Raw genomic sequence first — 19449 nt, forward strand, 5'->3', positions numbered from 1 at the left:
AACCGATCGAATGAAGTGGCGGGGGCCATAAGGGACGCGAATGCCGACTTTCTCTCAGAGCCTTGAACAATCCCTGCACCGCGCGCTTGCCATCGCAAATGAGCGGCATCATCAGTATGCGACGCTCGAGCATCTGCTGCTTTCGTTGATCGACGACTCTGACGCCGCCGCTGTAATGCGTGCATGCAGCGTCGATCTCGACAAGCTGCGCGGCAGCCTCGTCAACTACCTCGAAACCGAATTTGAGAATCTGGTCGCGGAAGGTTCCGACGACGCCAAGCCGACGGCCGGGTTCCAGCGTGTCGTGCAGCGCGCGGTCATCCACGTGCAGTCGTCCGGCCGCGAAGAGGTCACAGGCGCCAACGTGCTGATCGCGATTTTTGCGGAGCGCGAAAGCCATGCGGCCTATTTCCTGCAGGAGCAGGACATGACCCGCTACGATGCGGTAAACTACATCAGTCATGGCATTGCGAAGCGTCCGGGCGTCTCCGAGGCGCGGCCGGTGCGCGGCGTCGATGAAGAAGCCGATGCCAAGGGCAATGAGGATTCAAAGAAGAAGGGCGAGGCGCTCGAAACCTATTGCGTCAACCTGAACAAGAAGGCGCGCGACGGAAAGATCGATCCCGTCATCGGCCGCAACGCCGAGATCAGCCGCGCCATCCAGGTGCTGTGCCGCCGCCAGAAGAACAACCCGCTGTTCGTCGGCGAAGCCGGCGTCGGCAAGACGGCGATAGCCGAAGGTCTCGCCAAGCGCATCGTTGACAGCGAGGTGCCGGAGGTGCTGGCCGCCGCAACGGTGTTCTCGCTCGACATGGGCACGCTGCTTGCTGGCACGCGGTATCGGGGCGATTTCGAAGAGCGCCTCAAGCAGGTCATCAAGGAACTGGAAGCGCATCCGAATGCGATCCTGTTCATCGACGAAATTCACACTGTCATCGGAGCAGGCGCAACCTCCGGCGGCGCGATGGACGCGTCGAACCTGCTGAAGCCGGCGCTGGCGTCCGGCACGATCCGCTGCATGGGGTCTACTACCTACAAGGAATATCGGCAGCACTTCGAGAAGGATCGCGCACTGGTACGCCGGTTCCAGAAGATCGACGTCAATGAGCCGACCGTTGAAGATGCCATTGGCATCCTCAAGGGCCTCAAGCCGTATTTCGAAGATTATCACAAGCTGAAGTACACCAACGACGCCATTGAGGCGGCGGTGAACCTCTCGGCGCGCTACATCCATGACCGAAAGCTGCCAGACAAGGCGATCGACGTGATCGACGAATCCGGCGCAGCGCAGATGCTTGTGCCTGAGAACAAGCGCAAGAAGACCATTGGCATCAAGGAAATCGAAGTAACCATCGCGACGATGGCGCGGATTCCGCCGAAGTCTGTCTCCAAGGACGACGCCGAGGTGCTCAAGCATCTCGAGACGACCCTGAAGCGGACCGTATTTGGTCAGGACAAGGCCATCGAAGCCTTGTCCGCCTCGATCAAGCTCGCCCGCGCGGGCCTGCGTGAGCCGGAGAAGCCGATTGGCTCGTATCTGTTCTCGGGCCCAACCGGTGTCGGCAAAACCGAGGTGGCCAAGCAACTGGCCGCGTCTCTCGGCGTCGAGCTGATCCGCTTCGATATGTCGGAGTATATGGAGCGGCATACGGTGTCGCGTCTGATCGGCGCACCTCCGGGCTATGTCGGATTCGATCAGGGCGGTCTCTTGACCGATGGCGTGGACCAGCATCCGCATTGCGTGGTGCTGCTCGACGAAATCGAGAAAGCGCACCCGGATCTCTACAACGTACTGTTGCAAATCATGGATCACGGCAAGCTGACCGATCACAACGGCAAGCAGGTCAATTTCCGTAATGTCATCCTGATCATGACCACCAATGCGGGTGCTGCCGACATGGCGAAGGCCGCATTCGGCTTCACGCGCAGCAAGCGGGAAGGCGAGGATCACGAGGCGATCAACCGGCAGTTCGCGCCCGAGTTCCGCAATCGTCTCGATGCGATCGTGTCGTTCGCGCACCTCAATCCTGATGTGATCGGCATGGTGGTCGAGAAGTTCGTGCTCCAACTTGAAGCCCAGCTGGCGGATCGCGACGTGACTATCGAGCTGTCCGAGCCTGCGAAGGCATGGCTGGTGAAGGAAGGCTACGACGAGCAGATGGGTGCGCGGCCGATGGCTCGTGTCATTCAGGAGCACATCAAGAAGCCTTTGGCGGACGAGGTTCTGTTCGGCAAGCTGAAGGGTGGCGGTCACGTCCGCGTCGTCCTGGTGAAGGACGAGGGAAGCGAAGCGGGCGCCGAGAAGATCGGTTTCGAGTTCGTCGAAGGGCCGGTGACCCCGAAGCCTGAAAAGCTGCCCGGCACCCGTAAGCGCGCCGCGCCGCGCAAGCCGAAGGGTGGGGATGGTCCGAAAGGTCCAGCCAAGCCGCCGCTCATGAAGGTCTGAGCGACGCGCAAACAGATGCAAAAGTCGGCGATCTCACGATCGCCGGCTTTTTTGCAGCTTGCGCTGGATCAGAAGCGTTTTAACGCCGCGAGCACGGGCTCGAGTTTTGCACTGATCACTTCGCCTGCCTCGGAGGCAATCGCCCACGCAGCCAATCCCGCCAACACAGCGACAATGAAATATTGAGCGGTCGCTACGGCGATCAGTGGCCTCAGCAGTCCCCGGCCTATTCGTTTGAACGGGCTTATTCGTTTGAAATTGTCGCGGGTGGGTTCCTGCGGAGTGTCAATTTGAATGTCAGGATGGATGTCTGCGGCGAGTTCGGAAGTCGCCGGATCATTCTGTGCATCCAGCAAAGCGAGATCGTGGATATCCGCGGGCGGTGCGGCTATCGCTCCGTCCTGCGCCGCCTCGATATGTGCGACCACGTTGCTCATCCCAGCAGTTCATTGTTTGCTAACCTTAGGCTGGCCGCGCGGGTGGGGCTATGATTAGCGATCGAAAGACTCCGTTAACGTAAACGAATCCGCCGCATAGGCGTGCGAGAGACCGGCAATTCTCATCCGATGGATAAGCGATCCGCGGCAAGTTCTCTAACCGTCGCGGTTTTACCGACTTCGTTTGTTTCGATTGCTTGCGTGATCCGTTTTTCGACATCCTCGTGTGGCAGTTGGTGGCGATGAGACAGCGGGCTCCGTTGCATTGGGTACTGTGCCTGGCCGTCGGCGTGATGCTGACGGCAAAGGTTCAGATTGCGCGCGGTGACGACCCTGCGCCCACGAGGGCGCCAGACACTCCGCAGGAGACATCCGAACCTAAGGCTCTGGATCAGGGAATTCCCGTAACTCCTCCCGTTGCCACCGAAACGAAACGAGGCGCCGATGCCCCGCCACCGGCCCCGCCTGCGAAGGATGCGAAAGACACCGATACGCGAGAGACAATGTGCCTGATGATCGAATCCGCGGCCTCGGCGCATAATCTGCCGCTGGAGTTCTTCGCGCGCGTGATCTGGCAGGAGAGCCGCTTTCAGCCGGATGCGGTGGGGCCTGTTACACGCAGCGGTCAGCGCGCGCAGGGCGTTGCGCAATTCATGCCGGGCACCGCGACCGAGCGCCGACTGCTCGATCCGTTTGATCCCGTGCAGGCTCTGCCAAAATCAGCAGAGTTCCTCCACGAGCTGCGGGAACAATTCGGCAATCTTGGGCTGGCTGCCGCGGCTTATAATGCGGGACCGCGCCGCGTGCAGGAATGGCTGACGGGAACCGGCTATATGCCGAGTGAGACCCGAAACTATGTTTATGCGATCACCGGTACGACGGTCGATAACTGGGCCGCGGCCGGGAAGAACGGCGCGATCAAGGACCGCGCGCCGCCGACGGGCTGCCGCGAACTCATGGCGTTGCTGAAACGTGCGCCAAATCCCTTTGTCGCCGAACTTGAGCAGCGTGTGAAGCTCGGCGCGGCGATGCCGTGGGGCGTACAGCTTGCCGCCGGATTCTCTCGCGACAGGGCGCTCGCGATGTATGCGCGTTCCATGACGCGCCTGAGTGCGATCATTGGCGATCGCGACCCCAGTCTTCTGAGTTCGATCTTCCGGAGCCGCGGCACGCGGCCGTTCTATCAGGTGCGGGTGGGAGCCGACACGCGCTCTGCCGCCAACGAGTTGTGCGATCGCATCAGACGGGCAGGGCAAGCATGCATCGTGCTGAAGAACGCACAGGGGCATGGTTAACCGGCGCCGGTGCTGAATGCGGGGGAGATTCCAGGAATCTCTTGTAACGGTTAACGTCGCAGCCCGATCGCATGCAAAAAGAAACCCAATAATTGCAGGCATTATTTGAATCTTTGCGGAGAATTTTATGCTCAACGAAATGCTAACGGGATTGCTGCACTTTTCGATTAAGTTTTGTGAAACCGTTTTCCAATCATCTGATCGCGTGCAGCGAAACGTTTCGCTGCATTCTGTGAGGAGGCTTTCGTGCTGACGTTTGGAATTATCGGTATTGCATTTGCAACCTTGTGCGTTCTCGGTTCGCTGTCGTCGTCCGCGCGCGAACCGTCGATTTGATTTTGATGCCGCTGTTTGCGGCCACGTTCGTCGGCGAGCATTGGCTTCCGGCGGGCCCTGCAAGCCGCCGCGTCTTAGCGGTGCGGCCTCCCGAAAATTGGCAGCGCCGGTCCCTTGACGACGAGGACATTTCACCCGCGTGATGAATCAAATGATTCATCCGGTGTTACGCTCCTTGGCACTTCCCGCCCTTGATTCTCCGAAATGGCAAAGCTCCTTCGCGGCGTTCGCGTTCGGGGTGAAATCCGCGCTGTCGTCGATTCTGGCGCTGGTGCTTTTCGGCACGTTTATCGGGGTTGGCGCATTCGCCCATGACACCGGCTTCACGCTGGGGTGGGCGGTGGCTACCACCGTATTGGTCTGGGCCGGTCCTGCGCAGATTATCCTGATTTCCACGTCACATGCCGGTGCGACACTGCTGGAATCCGCCTTGGCCGTGACTATCAGCGCCATCCGCCTGTTGCCGATGGTGGTCTCGGTCTTGCCGATGCTGCGAACGCCGCAAACGAAGATGCGCCAGCTCGCGCTGCCGGCGCATTTGGTGGCGGTGACGGTCTGGGTCGAAAGCTTTCGTCTGTTGCCACACGTGCCGCGTGAGAGACGGATTGCCTTCGTAAACGGGCTTGGCGGAGGGCTGGTGTTCCTGAGCTGTGCCGCGACCGTTCTCGGATATGGCCTGGCGGCAAGCCTGCCGCCGATTCTGTCGGCTGGAATTCTGGCGCTGACGCCGCTGACGTTCCTGCTGTCCACGGCGCGCAATGCGCACAAGCTGGTGGACAAGCTCGCGCTTGCGTTGGGGCTTGCGCTTTACCCACTGGTGCAACTGCTGCACACCGGTGTTGACATCATGATCTGCGGCCTGACCGCCGGCACGATTGCCTATGGCGTCCATCGTCTGAGGGGCCGAGCATGAGCGGCCTTCTTGGAGATACGCACGCCATCGCTCTGCTATTGTTCGCGGGCTTCCTGTCGAACGAGGTCTGGCGGGTGCTCGGCCTCGTGATCGGCGGCGGGATCGACGAAGGTTCGGAATTCCTGATCTGGGTGAGGGCAGTCGCCGCTGCAATCCTTGCGGGGGTTATCGCTCAGATTTTGATTTCACCGCCCGGCGCGCTGGCGACCGTGCCGGACATTGTCCGATATGGCGCCGCCGCCGTTGGGTTTGGCGTTTATCTGGCGACGCGCAAATCAGTTTTCGCCGGTGTGGTCGCCGGTGAAATCGTTGTCCTTGCAGGCAAATGGTGGATGGGCTGAGCCGAGCTTCGCAGCTCAGTTGTTCAGTGCCGCGATCAGCCGCGTGGCGTGATCTTCCAGCACCTTGACGTCCTCCTTGCGGGTCGCCGGCGGAAGCAGGGCGACGCCCTCGACCCGAGGCATGATGTGCACGTGAAGGTGGTAGACGACCTGGCCGCTGGCCGGTTCGCTGAATTGCTGCAGGGTAATACCGTCGGCCTTGAAGGCCTTCATGCCCGCGACTGCGATCTTTTTCGCCGTCCGCGCAACATGGGCGAAACTCTCGGGCGAAATGTCGAGAATATTCCGGGCGGGCTCCTTGGGAATCACCAGGGTATGTCCGGGACAGCGCGGCATGATGTCCATGAAAGCGAAGGTGTGTTCGTCTTCATACACCTTGTGGCACGGGATTTCCCCGCGCAGGATTTTTGCGAAGATGTTGTTGGTGTCGTAAGCGGTCATGGTCGGCCCCGGAAAAATTGCGGTTCACAATCGCCGTCCGAAGCGGCCCGGTCAAGCCGGGTTGTTTAGGCGGCGCGTTGGTCAGAAATCCGGTGTGCGCTCCGGGATGCCGGTTGCGATCTCATCGATCCGGTCGGCGAGATTCGTCAAGTCGCGGTGAAGTCCGTCCAGTGTAAATGCAAGGCCGAAAACGCGCCCCACCGCATTGAAATCGAGTGCACGCATCGCGCCGGATTGACGCAGCCCGGTAAATGTTTCGGTGAAGGCGAGATGTGCCGCGCTGACGTCGTTTCGCGAGACAATAACGACCGCGTTGAGCGCAGTCGCGCATCGTTCGGTCAGCTCGGCGTGGGCGCGCAGCAGGCGAGCCGCCGCAGGCGCCAGCGTCGATGCGATCTGGGCCGGAAGAGGTGTCCGCAGCACGCCGCCGATGGCGACGAGATCGTTGCGCACGCGCCAGAGTGTGCGTGGAATTGCTTGAGGAATGCGATGATCGGCAAGGCGCGAGGCGCGCTCCCTGTCGGCATCTTTCAAGGCCTGTTCGACGGCGGTGAGCGCCTGGCGCAAGGCTGGATGTTCGGTGGAAGGGACCAGCGCTTCGCCGCGCTCAAGCGCATCGGCTTCCGATAGCAGCAGCTTTTGAATGCGCGTGAGCACGGCCACGGAGCGGGTCACCACGACGGCATGTGATCGCGCCGGAAATATCAGAACCATCGCCAGCACGCCGATCAGGCCGCCCAATCCAATCTCGATAATCCTGTCGAGAACGAATTGCTCGACCGGTGCGCCTGCGGGCTCTGTCAGCAGCATGATCGCGGCGGTGACCGGCGCGACCCGCAATTGCGGACGAACCGCAGCGCCCCATACGGTGGCGCCAGTGACAAGCACGAGAGCGATGCCGATACCGAGGGATGTGTTGGAATGAAAGGCCGCCGCCAGCCCGCCAACGACCGCTCCGGCAAGGGTGCCAATCATTCGCTCGGTGGCTGCGCCGAGTGTCCCGCCGATCGAGCCCTGCATCACGATAATTACGGTGAACACGGCCCAATAGCCCTGTTGCAGGCCGAGCGATTTGTAGGCGGCATAAGCCGCGCCAACTGCAATGGTGACACGAACGGTCTGGCGCAGCTCAGAGGCGCGGCGCGTCAGGAATTCGCGGGTCCGGGCGGCGATTGAACTCAAGGCGTGTCCTGCGGCAGCGGCGTGATCCGCCGATCAGGTTAGGCCGCTTGCGGGACGGTCACAACGCCAACCATGTTAGTCTTCGGCGTCCGCCTTGCGGAACGGCCCGGCGTCGGTCAGCTCCCGCACGGTTTCCTGAACGTAGGTCCGTTCACGGGTGAGGTACTCGCGGATGGCGCGGCGCAGCGCCGGATCGGCAATGTAGTGCGCGGAGAAGGTGGTCTGCGGCAGGTAGCCGCGATCAATCTTGTGCTCGCCCTGTGCGCCCGCCTCGACGCGCTTCAATCCGCGCCGGATCGCGAAGTCGATGGCCTGATAGTAACAGACCTCGAAATGCAGGAATGGATGATGTTCGATCGCGCCCCAGTGGCGGCCGAACAGCGTGTCGGAGCCGATGAAGTTGATCGCACCCGCAATCCATTTGCCGTCGCGTTTTGCCATGACCAACAGCACGTCTTTCGCCATGGTTTCGCCGACCATGGTGTAGAACGCGCGGGTGAGATAGGGCCGTCCCCATTTGCGGGAGCCCGTCTCCATATAGAATTCGAAGAATGCATCCCACGCATCCGTTGTGATGTCGCTGCCGGTGAGGGGATGAATGGTGATGCCGTTCGCAAGGGCATCGCGGCGCTCGCGGCGGATCGCCTTGCGATGGCGCGACGCCAGAGTGGCGAGGAAATCCTCGAACGTCCCGTAGCCTTTATTGCGCCAGTGGAATTGCTGGTCGGTGCGTTGCAGGAATCCTTGTTTAGCGAGGAACGCCCATTCGTCTTCCTGGGCGAAGGTGACGTGGACGGACGATGCATGCGTCGCGCCGCACAGCGCGATCAGCCCGGCGGCGAGAGTTTCGCGCACGCGTGTCGCGTGGTCGCCCGGGCGTACGAGCATGCGGGGCCCCGTGGCCGGCGTGAACGGAACGGTGGCTTGCAGTTTCGGGTAGTAACTTCCACCCGCATGTGCGTAGGCGTCCGCCCAGCCGTGGTCGAACACGTACTCGCCCTGCGAATGATTTTTCAGATAGCACGGCACGATGCCCGCAACCTGGCCCGCGATGCGTGCCACCAGGTGGCGCGGCGCCCAGCCGGTCCGTGCGATGGCAGATCCCGACGTTTCCAGCGCGGTAAAAAAGGCGTGTGAGACAAAGGGATTGTACGCACCATCCGTGTTGGCGCAGGCGTTCCATTCGTCGGCCGGGATCTGGCCGATCGATGACACTGCTTCAAGGGTAATCTCGCCGAGATCCGTCAAGGGGAAGGCGCACCGTGGCCGTGAGAAAAACCGAAAACGTTCAGGAGTATAGATCGGTTCTTGCGCGGATGACTTCAAGTATCTGGCAACGCGCCTTTCGGCTTACTCCGGGATGAAACCCTCGAATGTCATCTGGTCGGCGTATCGCGCGGTGAGTGCGCGCTGTTCCGGCGTTCGCACAGTCCATGTGATGAGCGCGCAACCGAAGATATTGCGCGCAATCCACGGCGCCGGCGCCGGCAGATCGTCCACCCGATAGCTGACGAAATGCGGTTGGGTGCGGAAGGCATGGCGCAAGCCGGTCATCTCGCGAATTTTCGAGGCAGATAACTGCTTCCATTCCCCATCGGTGTAATGACGTTCTGCGACAATGCCGCGCGGCAGGTCCGGCATCAGGTCGCGGATCGCGGTGACCTGATCGGGATCGAACGACATAGCCGCCACGGGTCCGCTGTAGGAAGCCAGCACTTCCGCCATCCGTATCACTAGCCGCCGGTCGCCGTTGAACCGGCTTTTTATCTCCAGCACCAGCGGTACGCGTCCCGCGACGCGCGTGCAGAGTTCGCCGAGCGTCATCATGTGGTCAGATGTGTGCTTGAACCCGACCTGCTTGAGTTGCTCCGCCGTCAGCGAAAGCAACTCGTCCGTCCCCTGTGTGAGTCGGCCGAGCGCGTAATCGTGATGCACCATCGCTTCGCCGTCAGCGGATGGTTGGAGGTCCACCTCGATGGCGAAGTTGCCGGCGATGGCAGCATCGAACGCCGAGGGCATGTTTTCAATGATGCCGCGCGCACGATCGTGCAGGCCGCGATGGGCGATCGGCCGCGCCGTCAGCCAGCCGGGTGCGCGCGCAGTCATTGGTGTCAGGAAACTTCGAAGATGCCTTCGACTTCGACGGCCGCGTCCGAGGGAAGGGCAGCCACGCCGACGGTGGTGCGCGCATGCCGGCCTTTGTCGCCGAATGCAGCCACCATCAGATCCGATGCGCCGTTAAGGACCTTCGGCCCCTCAAGAAAATCCGGCGTCGCATTGACGAAGCCGCCGAGGCGGACGACGCGCGCCACCTTGTCGAGATCGCCGAGCGCCATCTTGACCTGCGCCAGCAGGTTGATGGCGCAGGCGCGTGCGGCGGCAGCGCCTTGTTCGGTGGTTACGCTGGCCCCAAGCTTGCCCTTTGCGATCAGCTTGCCTTCAGGGGTGTTGCAGACCTGGCCGGAGACGAACAGCAGATTTCCGGTGCGTACGAATCCGACGTAGTTCGCCACAGGCGGATTTGGCTCATGCAACACGATGCCCAACTCGCCCAACTTCTGCTCAACCGTTCCCGCCATGTCAGTCCCCGATGTTTTCTGATGTTTGCCCGCAGACGATGTTCGACATTGCCAAAGAACGGGCGAGTCATATTTCGCCTATCGTGCCGTCACATGCAAGCTCCGCAATTTATCAGCGGCAGCTAGGGCTATGCCGCCCGGGCATGTCCATGGTTCTCGCAAGCCGTAACTTCGATTGTGACATGGCTCAGGTTACGAAGCGCCGCCAGGCGTTCGCGGTAAACGGTGACCGCCTGCGGCCGGTCGGTGACAATCGAGACGATGACAGCCCGATGGCCGGGGCCGATCTGCCAGAGATGGAGATCGGAGATTCTGTCTCCGTCAATTTCCATGAGTTGGCGAATCTTGCGCTCCGTACCGTCATCCGGAACGATGTCTATCAACACGGCGCCTGCGTCGCGGATGAGGCTGTAAGCCCAGCTTGCGATCACGCAGGCTCCAACGAAACCGACGACAGGATCGATCCATACCCAATTGAAGGCGCGGGCGGCAAAGAGGCCCCCGATGGCGAGCACCGATGTCGCGGCATCGGCAAGCACATGCATATAGGCGGCTCTAAGATTGTTGTCGCGGTGGTGCCCGTGATGTTCGTGGCCATGATGGTCATTGTCGTGATGATCGTGGGCATGACCGTGATCGCGATGGCCATGATCCTCGCGCAACAGCCACGCAGATACGAGATTGACCGCCAGCCCAACTGCCGCGATCGCGATGGCTTCACCGTAGGCGATCGGGACCGGGTTAGCGACCCGAACCACGCTTTCATAGGCGATAAGGAGGGCGATCATCGCCAGCACGACCGCGCTGGTGAATGCCGCCAGTTCACCGAGCTTGCCGGTGCCGAACGCGAATCGCGGATCGTGTGCATGTTGCCGCGCGTATCGGTACGCCAGCGCGGCGATGCCGATGGCCGCTGCGTGGGTCGACATATGCCAGCCGTCGGCAAGCAGCGCCATCGAACCGAAGATGGTGCCGCCGATGATTTCGGCAACCATCATGGCGACGGTCAGGCCGACGACGAGCCAGGTGCGCCGCTCGTTTCGCGCATGCGCCGCGCCAAGGAAGACGTGGTCGTGCGTCCAGTTTTCAAGAGAATGCGAGTGCATGTTTTCTCCGCGGGGTACGTCCGGACGACCTATTTCGAGTATAGGGCCGGGGTGACTTCGATCTCGAGTCACAACTGCGGGCGGTCGTGGAACCCCCTCAAAAAAGGCTCATTTTTCGCATCAGTTTTGTGAAACTCTGTTGAACGGGGCCGACTGCTGCCCCGTGCAGCGGTTAATATGGCTTTGATTCGAACTCTCAAGGAGACGCCATGCGTCGCGCGCGCCGGATTTCAGGTTGTGGATCACTTGCCCTTCCGTTGCTGTTGTCTGCCGCGTTTCTCGCGCCAGCCACGGGCGCAGCGCTGGCTGCACCCAGCGTTGCCTTTCTCGCGCACCAGGCAGTCTACGATCTGAGCCTGAAGACGTCGCGGGGCAATGCCAGCGTCAGCAACGCAACCGGCCGCATTCTGTACAATTTCGCGGGCAGCGCCTGCGAGGGTTACACCACTGAATTCCGGCAGGTGTCACAGCTCGACGCCGGTGAAAGCAAGACCACGATCAGCGATCTGCGCTCCACCAGTTGGGAAGACGGTGAGGGCAAGAGCTATCGCTTCAAGATCGAAACCCGCATGAATGACGCCGACACGACATCCGTCGATGGCATCGCGGAGCGTGAGGGCACGACCGTCAAGGTCAAGTTGAAGAAACCCAAGGTCAAGACTTTCACCATTGAAGGGGCGGTGTTTCCGACGGAGCAGGTCAAGCTGATCATCGAGGCCGCGCGCGCGGGCAAGTCGCTGCTAGAACTGGTGATCTATGACGGATCGGACGACGGCGAGAAGGTCTACAACACGCTCACGGTGATCGGGCAGCCGATTCCGGGGACGAAAGCGCCCGCGAAGCCGGATGCCACAACCGCCAACGAGAAGTTCAAATCCCAGACGCGGTGGCCAGTCACGGTCAGCTACTACGACCGGGCGACGAAATCCAATTCCGGTGAACAGACGCCGATCTACGCGATGTCGTTCGAATTGTACGAGGACGGCGTCTCCCGCGCACTGTCGCTGGACTACAACGATTTCGTCATCGCGGGCGCGATGGGCAAGATCGACGTCAAGGAAACCAAGCCCTGCAAGTAGGGCGGCGAAGCCGTCAATCCGGTTTTGCCGGTCCGTCATACGCAATCCCGCGCATCACTGCGGTATTGCCGAATTTCTTGCGGACATTGTCCATTGCGCGTTCAGCGTGGGCGGAGCGCCGATCCAGCAGATCCTGATCATCCGCCTCCGCACCGGGCTTGAGCGCGCTGACACCCGCGCCGATCAGCCGGAATGCGGTGCCGTCGATTTCGCGGCTGAGCATTTCGCGCACGGTGGCGAAAATGCGCGTCGCGAGTTGCGTCGGAACCTGAAGCGATTGGGAGCGGGTGCGCTGCCGGAAGTCCGCGGTCTTTAGTTTCAGCGTGATGGTCGAGCCGGAGAGATCGCCGCTCTTGAGGCGCGAGGACACTTTTTCGCACAGCCGCCAGAGGATCTTCTCCAGCGTCGGAAAATCACGGACATCGGATTCCAGCGTGGTTTCGTTTGAAATCGTCTTGGCTCCGCGATCGGCCACGACCTTGCGATCGTCGATACCGCGCGCCAACCGCCACAGCCGCCGTCCTTCGGGGCCGAACTGCTTCATCAGATCGATCTCGTCCGCCCGCTGCAGATCCTTGATGAGGCGGAAGCCGTGCTGCGAGAGCTTTTCCTGCGAGGCGGGGCCGACGCCGTAGATGAATCCGACCGGCCGCTCTGCGAGCATCGCGCGCGCTTCCTCCTGGTCGAGCGCCGCGAAGCCGCGCGGTTTGTCGAGGTCGGATGCAATTTTGGCGAGAAATTTGTTTACGGACAGGCCGACCGAGACGGTGATGCCGATGTCGCGCTCGACCTGGGATGCGAACCGCGCAAGCACCTTGGCTGGCATCATGCCGTGCACCAGTTCAGTGCCGCTCAGGTCGAGAAACGCCTCGTCGATGGAAAGCGGCTCGACCAGCGGCGTTAGTGCCATCATCGCGTGACGAACCTCGCGGCCCACGCGGACATACTTGGCCATATCAGGAGGCACCACGACAGCCGATGGACAAAGGTCCAGCGCCTTGAACATCGGCATGGCCGAGCGCACGCCGTAGGTGCGCGCGATATAACAGGCCGCCGACACCACGCCGCGTTTGCCGCCGCCGATGATGACAGGCTTGTCGGCGATGTCCGGGTTGTCGCGTTTCTCGACGGTTGCATAGAACGCGTCGCAATCGATATGCGCGAGTGTCAGAGTGCCGAGGGTGCGATGGCGGATAAGGCGCGGGGAGCCGCATTCCGTGCAGCGCATCGCCTTCGCTGCTGCGTCCGCCAGGCAGTCGCGGCAAAATCCTGTCAGGTCGGCTGGCGGACGGTCGCTCAAAGCGTCACTCCCAGCGGGGGTCCAGCACCTCGCGCGCGTTGGCGACGGCCTGCGGCGTCAGCTGCGATGCATCGGCAAAGGCTTTCACAGTCGCGTCATCACGCACGATGAAATCGAGTACGCCGGCAAGGAATTTCGGGTCGGCGGCCGAGGTTCGAAGGGTCTGCGGGCCAATACCGCTCTCGGTCAGGAACATCCCTAATCGCTCAGGGTCTGAAGCCAGGAAGGAGAGGGCCTGAATCGCAACAAATTCAGCTACTTCCTGAGGGGTCGATGGGCCTTTTGTCATTGATCGCGTTTGCCTTTCCGTAACTTATCGTCTCTATTTTGAGTCCATCATGCCCGAGTCACGGTGGCGTGGCGAATTCAATGGTTTCAGCACGTACGGGCATTTTGCGGGAATTGGAGGGCCAGGATGGCCAAAACCGTCCTGATCGTGGAAGACAACGAGCTCAATATGAAGCTCTTCCGCGATCTGCTGGAGGCTCATGGGTATCAGACAGTCGGCACGCGTAATGGGGTTGAAGCACTCGATCTCGCCCGCAAGCACCGGCCCGATCTCATTCTCATGGATATCCAGCTTCCCGAGGTTTCCGGTCTCGACGTGACACGCTGGATCAAGGCGGATGTCGAATTGCGCGCGATCCCTGTGGTCGCGGTAACGGCTTTTGCCATGAAGGGCGACGAAGAACGTATCCGCGAAGGCGGGTGCGAGGCGTATTTATCCAAGCCGATTTCGGTTGGAAAGTTTATTGAGACGGTTCGACGGTTTGTCGGCTAGGAGAGTTTGATGTCCGCGCGCGTTCTGGTCGTTGACGATGTTCTCGCCAACGTAAAGCTGCTCGAGGCGCGTCTGTCCGCGGAATATTTTGACGTCGTGACGGCGAATTGCGGCACGCAGGCGCTTGATATCTGCGAGCGCGCGGAATGCGACATCGTGCTGCTCGACGTGATGATGCCGGACATCGACGGATTCGAAGTCTGCCGCCGCCTGAAGTCGAATCCGAAAACCCATTTCATTCCCGTCATCATGGTGACGGCGCTCGACAGTCCATCCGACCGCGTGCGCGGGCTCGACGCCGGCGCCGATGACTTCCTGACAAAGCCGGTGTCCGACGTCGTGATGATCGCACGCGTGCGATCGCTGACGCGGCTGAAGATGATGACCGACGAGTTGCGCATGCGCGCGATCACGTCGCTGGAAATTGGCGTCAACGCCCCCGAGCGCGACGCGGTCGCTGATACCGGCAGGGGTGGGCGCGTGTTGCTGGTCGATGATAGGCCATCGTCCTACGAGCGGCTGGCTCCTGTGCTGGCCACCGAACATAGCGTCGATGTTGAAGCCAACCCGGCCGAAGCGCTATTTCATGCCGCCGATGGCAACTACGATTTGCTGATCGTGTCGCTAGGTCTGGAGAATTTCGACGGGTTGCGGCTTTGCAGCCAGGCGCGTTCGCTGGAGCGGACACGCAGCGTGCCGATTCTCGCCATTGCCGACGCCGACAACAATGCGCGGTTGCTGCGCGGGCTCGAAATCGGCGTCAACGATTACCTGCTGCGTCCGGTGGACAAGAACGAACTGCTGGCGCGCGCACGTACCCAGATCCGCAAGCGCCGCTACACCGATCACCTGCGCGACAACGTGCAGAACTCGATCGAAATGGCGATCACCGATCCGCTGACCGGGCTGCATAACCGCCGCTACATGGAAAGCCATCTTGCGACGCTGGCAGAGCAGGCGGCCATGCGCGCCAAGCCACTGGCACTGATGATGCTGGACATCGACTACTTCAAATCGATCAACGATAACTACGGCCACGATGCGGGCGACGATGTATTGCGCGAGTTTGCCGTGCGAATCCGCAAGTCGATCCGCGGAATCGATCTCGCGTGCCGCTTCGGTGGCGAGGAGTTCGTCATCGTGATGCCGGAGACCGACCTGCATGTGGCGGGGATGGTCGCCGAACGGCTTCGCCGCTCCATCGCCGGGGAACCGTTCGCTATCGAGAAGGGCGCTAAGCGTATCGAGGTGACCATTTCGATCGGCATCTCGACCCTGGAAACCAAGGGCGAGGCGATCAGCGCCGTCCTCAAGCGCGCGGACCAGGCGCTGTACCGCGCCAAGCACGATGGCCGAAACCGCGTGGTCGCTGCCGCGGCCTAACTCGCTTTCGTCCTGTCTTCTTCGGACCCGAAATACGTGCCTGACATGGGGTCGACCCAACCCAGGTGATCGTGAACCTGTTTGACGCCCGCGACATTCTCCGCCGCGACGACAATGGCCTGCCGCGTGCGGTCGTCCGTGATGACGCCGCAGATGTCGACGACACCGTTTCGGACAAAGACCTCCAGTCCGGCTGGCCCCCAATCATGTCGATCGATCTCTGCGAGAATACGGGCGTGGATATGTGCGTCGTCCGCGGTGGGATCGGGGACGTCACGCGTGAGGCCCGCGACAGCGCGGACGAAATTCTGGCGGCTGATGATTCCGGTCAGCTTGTTGCCGTTCATGACGGGGACGCGCTTGACGCGATATTTCTCCATGATGGCGACGACGTCAGAAAGCGGGGTGTCCTCGGTCACGGTTTGAACATCGCGTGTCATGATCTCATCAACGCGGCGTCCGGCGGTCTGGACATACTCCGCAGCCTGATATCCGGGGCCGAGAATGAAATCGAGCCAGCGCGGTCTCTTGCGCTGCGTGCCGATTTCCCGTCGGCGCAATAGATCGCGCTCGGTGACAATACCCACCAGCGCACCTTTCAAATCGACAACAGGAAGGCCGCTCACATGGTTGTCAAGCATGAGCCTTGCAACATCGGTGATCGAATCACCGGGCGCGGCCTTGATGACTTTGCGGGTCATGATGTGATGCGCTCTCATAAGATCACCTGTGCGCTCTGATGGGACCGATGTGGCCCGAACGGGCACTCACGAATTCAGTCTGACCGCTTCTCGTCTGAACACCTTGATTCACATCAAGTGCAGCAATAGTGCCGCAGGCTTTCACGGATGGGAGCCATATCAAGCCGGCAGATCCCGCCACCAGTTAGGCTCGGTCAAAAGGAGATCATCATGGCCATCAGGGATTTCTTGCTTCCGCTTGTCAGCTATCCGAAGCCGACAACAAAGGCTGCAATCGAGTCGGTGTTCCGCCTGAGCGAGAGTCTTTTGTCGTCAGGAAACCGGAGCGGAAATCATTCGACGATTACGCAGCGCGTTTCGGCGGTGGTGTATGAGGTCGAAATTGAAATGGGCCTTTACTTCGAAGGCGCGCACATGGGGGAGTTTCTCGAACGGGAAGCAAGAAAGAGCGCAGTCAATGCGCAACAGCTCGTCCATAGTTTCGAGGAGGTCGCCGCCCGCCATAATGTGATGCATCGCTGTCGCTTGGAGCGCAGGGCGCCTTATGACATGACGCGGAACTTGGTGGAGTCGGCGCGGCTGCATCATGTCACCGTTCAGCCGCTCAGGAAGGATACCGAAGACCAGCTTGATCTCGCCGAACAGATCATCTTCGAGTCGGGCCGCCCGGTTCTGATTTTTCCGGAGGAGCCGGTGCGGCCGCTGGCGACGGCAATCCTGACCGTTGCCGTTGCGTGGGACGGAAGTCGTCAGGCCGCGCGCGCCGTGGCCGATGCGTTGCCGTTTCTGCGGCGTGCAAAGACGGTGAGGGCGTTCACGGCGACGGACGACAAGCCGCTGTCATCCGCCCAGGCGCAGCAATTCGTGGAGTACCTGGCAGGCTTTGGAATTGAAGCCATCCATGAAGACGTCAAGAAAACCGATCAGCATTCAATCGGCAGTTTCCTGGAGGCCTATGTTGTGTCCCGTGGCATCGACCTTCTGGTCATGGGCGCTTACGGCCACTCCAGACTGCGCGAATTCATTCTGGGCGGAGCCACGCGATCGATTCTCGCGAATCCGCCGTGCTGGGTCCTGCTATCCCACTGATGGCGGGGCAGTGCTCGGCCAGAGAGGACCGCCAAAAACGAAAAACGGGGCCGAAAGGCCCCGTTTTCGTGCATAAGTAATTGAAATACTTACTTGATCTTGGCTTCGCGGAACTCGACGTGCTTTTTCGCGACCGGATCGTACTTCTTCTTCACGAGCTTGTCGGTCATCGTGCGGGAGTTCTTCTTGGCGACGTAATAGAAGCCGGTATCCGCGCTGGAAACGAGCTTGACCTTGATGGTGACCGCTTTGGCCATGTTCAGAACCTCGAATGTCAGGAATCACGCGCAGACCCGACAAATCGAGCTGCATTTGGGGCGCAACCTAGCTTCGAACGCCCCAAAGTCAAGGTTTTAGGGCGCAATATTCCGAAAAGCGGATACCCCGGATTTCGCCCCGCGAAGGGCCTCGGTTCGACGGGCCTGAAGGGCTATTCAGCCGCGTTCAAAGCCCCGGCAGGCTCGAAAAGCCGGTTTTTGGGCTATGGCAGGCCGAGATTTTCGCGGAGCGTGGGGCCTTCGTAGTCCTTGCGGAAGATGCCACGCCGCTGCAGTTCCGGAACCACCAGGTCGGCGAAATCGTCCAGCCCCTGCGGGAGGGCAGTTTTCCCGACGGGTTATCCGCCCTTGAAATCCTGCGGCGAGAAACTGAGATCGAGCATGCGCCACTGATCGTAGCGATCAGCCGGCAGCATGGCGTACGGCTGGCACTTGTCCAGCGCATCCATCGCACTGCGCATCAGAGCTGGACCTTTTTCCGATGCACTGGCTTCGATCAGAAGCGGTTCCGACGCGAGCTTGCCGTCACGTTGAAACGCCACGCGCAGCACGATCCGGACATTGTCGGAAGGCGTCACCGATTTCGGCAGGATCGAACAACTCTTGAGATGGGCGCGTAGAGCTGCGGCATCCTCGCTGGAAATATTCGCCTTTGCCGTCGCCTTGGCGTCGAAGTCGCCGGCTGCTCCGGCGTCCGGCAGGGTGAACATCATGCCGAACTTGCTTGTGATGTCGGGGGCCGCCACCGGCACTTCCTGCTGAGGCTGTGCCGGGGGGTGTTGTTGGGGCTGCGCCTGCTGCTGAGGTTGTGCCTGCGGTTGAGGCTGCTCTGGTTCGGCGGGCTGCTGCTTGAGCGCCGCCTGCTGCGAATCCTGCTTTGGCTTTGAGGGCGGAGCGGGGGCAGGTTTTACGGATTGTTCCGGCGCCGCTTGTTGCGGCGTTTCCTGCGCAGCCTGCTTTCTTTCCGCAGCAGCCTGTTCCTGATCTTTGTTCGAAAGCGTCGGGAAGTCGTAGTTATCAGGTTCCTTTGGAAGCGGCGGCACTTCCTCGGGCGTGACGATATCGACGGTAATGGCTTCCGCGGTCGTCGGGTCGAACGGGCGCACACCCGCGAGCACAAGACACGCTGTCAGGGCCGCAACATGTGCGGCGACCGATATGGCGGCGCCGGTACGCATACAATTGTGGTTCGCTCATCCCTGGCGGGCGTTCCGCCGCCGTCGGTGGCCAGCATATCAGCCCGCGCGGGGGCTTGAAACCGCAACTCCCCGCTTTGGTCAGGTGTCTGTCAGCACCGAGGCAATCATTGCGCCGACCGCCATGTCGTCCTGTTGCCCGAAGCCGTGATGATACACGGTGCCGTTCCGGCGGATCAGGATCATGGTCGGGGTTCCGCGCATGCCATAATTGGCCATTGTCACGGGAATCGGCGTGTCTTCGCCGGGTGTGTCCACACCGATCGGGAAGGTGAGCTTGTTCTCGTGAACGAACGCCTTCAATGACACCGGTTTCATGGCTTCGTGGTGCTCGAAGACGGTATGCAGACCGATGACCTGCAAGTCCGTGTTCCTGAACATGTCGTGCGCGCGTTGAGTTTGCGGCGTCCCGTGCGATACGCAGCCGGGACAGAGCATCTGAAAGGCGTGGATCAGAACGGGGCGCCCGCGAAGACCTGCAAGCGTGAGCGGCGTGGCTGCGTTGAGCCATTCCGAGACCGACAGTTCAGGTGCAATGGCGGTCGTCATGACAACGTCAGGCCTCT

Annotated in this window: 21 protein-coding genes; 8 read left to right on the forward strand and 13 right to left on the reverse strand. The window is 61.0% G+C overall.

Annotated elements, in window-relative coordinates; all coding sequences use genetic code 11:
* Nucleotides 1–40 precede the first annotated feature (40 nt).
* The gene (gene clpA / locus BN32_RS03520; protein WP_019196723.1) at nucleotides 41–2446 is read left to right on the forward strand and encodes an ATP-dependent Clp protease ATP-binding subunit ClpA; all 2406 of its coding nucleotides are present in this window, start codon (nucleotides 41–43) and stop codon (nucleotides 2444–2446) included.
* A 68-nt stretch (nucleotides 2447–2514) separates the two neighbouring features.
* Here clpA and BN32_RS03525 read toward each other — a convergent pair whose 3' ends face one another.
* Entirely contained in the window at nucleotides 2515–2883 is a 369-nt protein-coding gene (locus tag BN32_RS03525) for a hypothetical protein (RefSeq protein ID WP_019196724.1), read from the reverse strand.
* A 242-nt stretch (nucleotides 2884–3125) separates the two neighbouring features.
* On the opposite strand from BN32_RS03525, the gene BN32_RS03530 reads away from it, so the two are divergent.
* The 3 genes from BN32_RS03530 (at nucleotide 3126) to BN32_RS03545 (ending at nucleotide 5768) form a co-directional block, all read left to right on the forward strand.
* Nucleotides 3126–4178, forward strand: a complete 1053-nt coding sequence (locus BN32_RS03530; RefSeq protein ID WP_040425926.1) for a lytic transglycosylase domain-containing protein — start codon at nucleotides 3126–3128, stop codon at nucleotides 4176–4178.
* 478 nt (nucleotides 4179–4656) lie between these two features.
* Entirely contained in the window at nucleotides 4657–5427 is a 771-nt protein-coding gene (locus tag BN32_RS03540; protein ID WP_019196727.1) for an AzlC family ABC transporter permease, read from the forward strand.
* Entirely contained in the window at nucleotides 5424–5768 is a 345-nt protein-coding gene (locus BN32_RS03545; protein WP_019196728.1) for an AzlD domain-containing protein, read from the forward strand. The genes BN32_RS03540 and BN32_RS03545 overlap by 4 nt, the downstream gene beginning before the upstream one ends.
* A gap of 15 nt (nucleotides 5769–5783) precedes the next feature.
* Here the strand turns inward: BN32_RS03545 and BN32_RS03550 are convergent, their stop codons facing one another.
* The 6 genes from BN32_RS03550 to dmeF form a co-directional block, all read right to left on the reverse strand.
* Nucleotides 5784–6209: an HIT family protein gene (locus tag BN32_RS03550; RefSeq protein ID WP_019196729.1), complete on the reverse strand. Its 426-nt coding sequence runs from the start codon at nucleotides 6207–6209 to the stop codon at nucleotides 5784–5786.
* An 81-nt stretch (nucleotides 6210–6290) separates the two neighbouring features.
* Complete coding sequence (locus BN32_RS03555) at nucleotides 6291–7391, reverse strand: FUSC family protein (protein ID WP_019196730.1); 1101 nt, start codon at nucleotides 7389–7391, stop codon at nucleotides 6291–6293.
* 75 nt (nucleotides 7392–7466) lie between these two features.
* On the reverse strand, nucleotides 7467–8639 hold the full coding sequence (locus BN32_RS03560; protein ID WP_019196731.1) for a GNAT family N-acetyltransferase: 1173 nt from the start codon (nucleotides 8637–8639) through the stop codon (nucleotides 7467–7469).
* 102 nt (nucleotides 8640–8741) lie between these two features.
* A complete protein-coding gene (locus BN32_RS03565) occupies nucleotides 8742–9497 on the reverse strand; it encodes a glycerophosphodiester phosphodiesterase (protein WP_019196732.1) in 756 nt (251 codons plus the stop codon).
* Between the two features lie 5 nt (nucleotides 9498–9502).
* Nucleotides 9503–9970 (reverse strand): RidA family protein, encoded by a 468-nt coding sequence (locus BN32_RS03570; protein WP_019196733.1) that lies wholly within the window; start codon nucleotides 9968–9970, stop codon nucleotides 9503–9505.
* Between the two features lie 128 nt (nucleotides 9971–10098).
* Complete coding sequence (dmeF, locus tag BN32_RS03575) at nucleotides 10099–11076, reverse strand: CDF family Co(II)/Ni(II) efflux transporter DmeF (protein WP_019196734.1); 978 nt, start codon at nucleotides 11074–11076, stop codon at nucleotides 10099–10101.
* Nucleotides 11077–11285: 209 nt separating this feature from the next.
* Between dmeF and BN32_RS03580 the strand changes: the two genes are divergently transcribed.
* Complete coding sequence (locus BN32_RS03580) at nucleotides 11286–12155, forward strand: cell envelope integrity EipB family protein (RefSeq protein ID WP_040425407.1); 870 nt, start codon at nucleotides 11286–11288, stop codon at nucleotides 12153–12155.
* A 13-nt stretch (nucleotides 12156–12168) separates the two neighbouring features.
* Here the strand turns inward: BN32_RS03580 and BN32_RS03585 are convergent, their stop codons facing one another.
* Together BN32_RS03585 and BN32_RS03590 are read right to left on the reverse strand one after the other, a co-directional pair.
* Nucleotides 12169–13455 (reverse strand): DNA polymerase IV, encoded by a 1287-nt coding sequence (locus BN32_RS03585; protein ID WP_040425409.1) that lies wholly within the window; start codon nucleotides 13453–13455, stop codon nucleotides 12169–12171.
* Between the two features lie 4 nt (nucleotides 13456–13459).
* Nucleotides 13460–13744, reverse strand: coding sequence for a DUF3572 domain-containing protein (locus BN32_RS03590; protein WP_040425411.1), 285 nt, complete (start codon nucleotides 13742–13744; stop codon nucleotides 13460–13462).
* Nucleotides 13745–13870: 126 nt separating this feature from the next.
* On the opposite strand from BN32_RS03590, the gene BN32_RS03595 reads away from it, so the two are divergent.
* The gene (locus BN32_RS03595) at nucleotides 13871–14236 is read left to right on the forward strand and encodes a response regulator (protein ID WP_019196738.1); all 366 of its coding nucleotides are present in this window, start codon (nucleotides 13871–13873) and stop codon (nucleotides 14234–14236) included.
* Nucleotides 14237–14245: 9 nt separating this feature from the next.
* On the forward strand, nucleotides 14246–15619 hold the full coding sequence (locus BN32_RS03600) for a PleD family two-component system response regulator (protein WP_019196739.1): 1374 nt from the start codon (nucleotides 14246–14248) through the stop codon (nucleotides 15617–15619).
* On the opposite strand, the gene BN32_RS03605 is transcribed toward BN32_RS03600, so the two are convergent.
* Nucleotides 15616–16338 (reverse strand): CBS domain-containing protein, encoded by a 723-nt coding sequence (locus BN32_RS03605; protein WP_019196740.1) that lies wholly within the window; start codon nucleotides 16336–16338, stop codon nucleotides 15616–15618. The two genes, BN32_RS03600 and BN32_RS03605, sit on opposite strands and share 4 nt — an antisense overlap.
* 192 nt (nucleotides 16339–16530) lie before the next feature.
* On the opposite strand from BN32_RS03605, the gene BN32_RS03610 reads away from it, so the two are divergent.
* Nucleotides 16531–17409 carry a universal stress protein gene (locus BN32_RS03610; protein WP_019196741.1) on the forward strand — a complete coding sequence of 293 codons (879 nt, stop codon included), beginning with the start codon at nucleotides 16531–16533 and terminating at the stop codon, nucleotides 17407–17409.
* Nucleotides 17410–17498: 89 nt separating this feature from the next.
* Here BN32_RS03610 and rpmG read toward each other — a convergent pair whose 3' ends face one another.
* The 3 genes from rpmG to BN32_RS03625 form a co-directional block, all read right to left on the reverse strand.
* A complete protein-coding gene (gene rpmG / locus BN32_RS03615) occupies nucleotides 17499–17666 on the reverse strand; it encodes a 50S ribosomal protein L33 (RefSeq protein WP_002712167.1) in 168 nt (55 codons plus the stop codon).
* Nucleotides 17667–18025: 359 nt separating this feature from the next.
* Nucleotides 18026–18865, reverse strand: a complete 840-nt coding sequence (locus tag BN32_RS03620) for a hypothetical protein (RefSeq protein WP_019196742.1) — start codon at nucleotides 18863–18865, stop codon at nucleotides 18026–18028.
* 99 nt (nucleotides 18866–18964) lie between these two features.
* Nucleotides 18965–19432 (reverse strand): peroxiredoxin family protein, encoded by a 468-nt coding sequence (locus tag BN32_RS03625; RefSeq protein ID WP_019196743.1) that lies wholly within the window; start codon nucleotides 19430–19432, stop codon nucleotides 18965–18967.
* Between the last annotated feature and the right edge of the window lie 17 nt (nucleotides 19433–19449).

This window comes from Afipia birgiae 34632 (assembly GCF_000308295.2).
In the GTDB taxonomy this organism is placed as follows: domain Bacteria; phylum Pseudomonadota; class Alphaproteobacteria; order Rhizobiales; family Xanthobacteraceae; genus Afipia; species Afipia birgiae.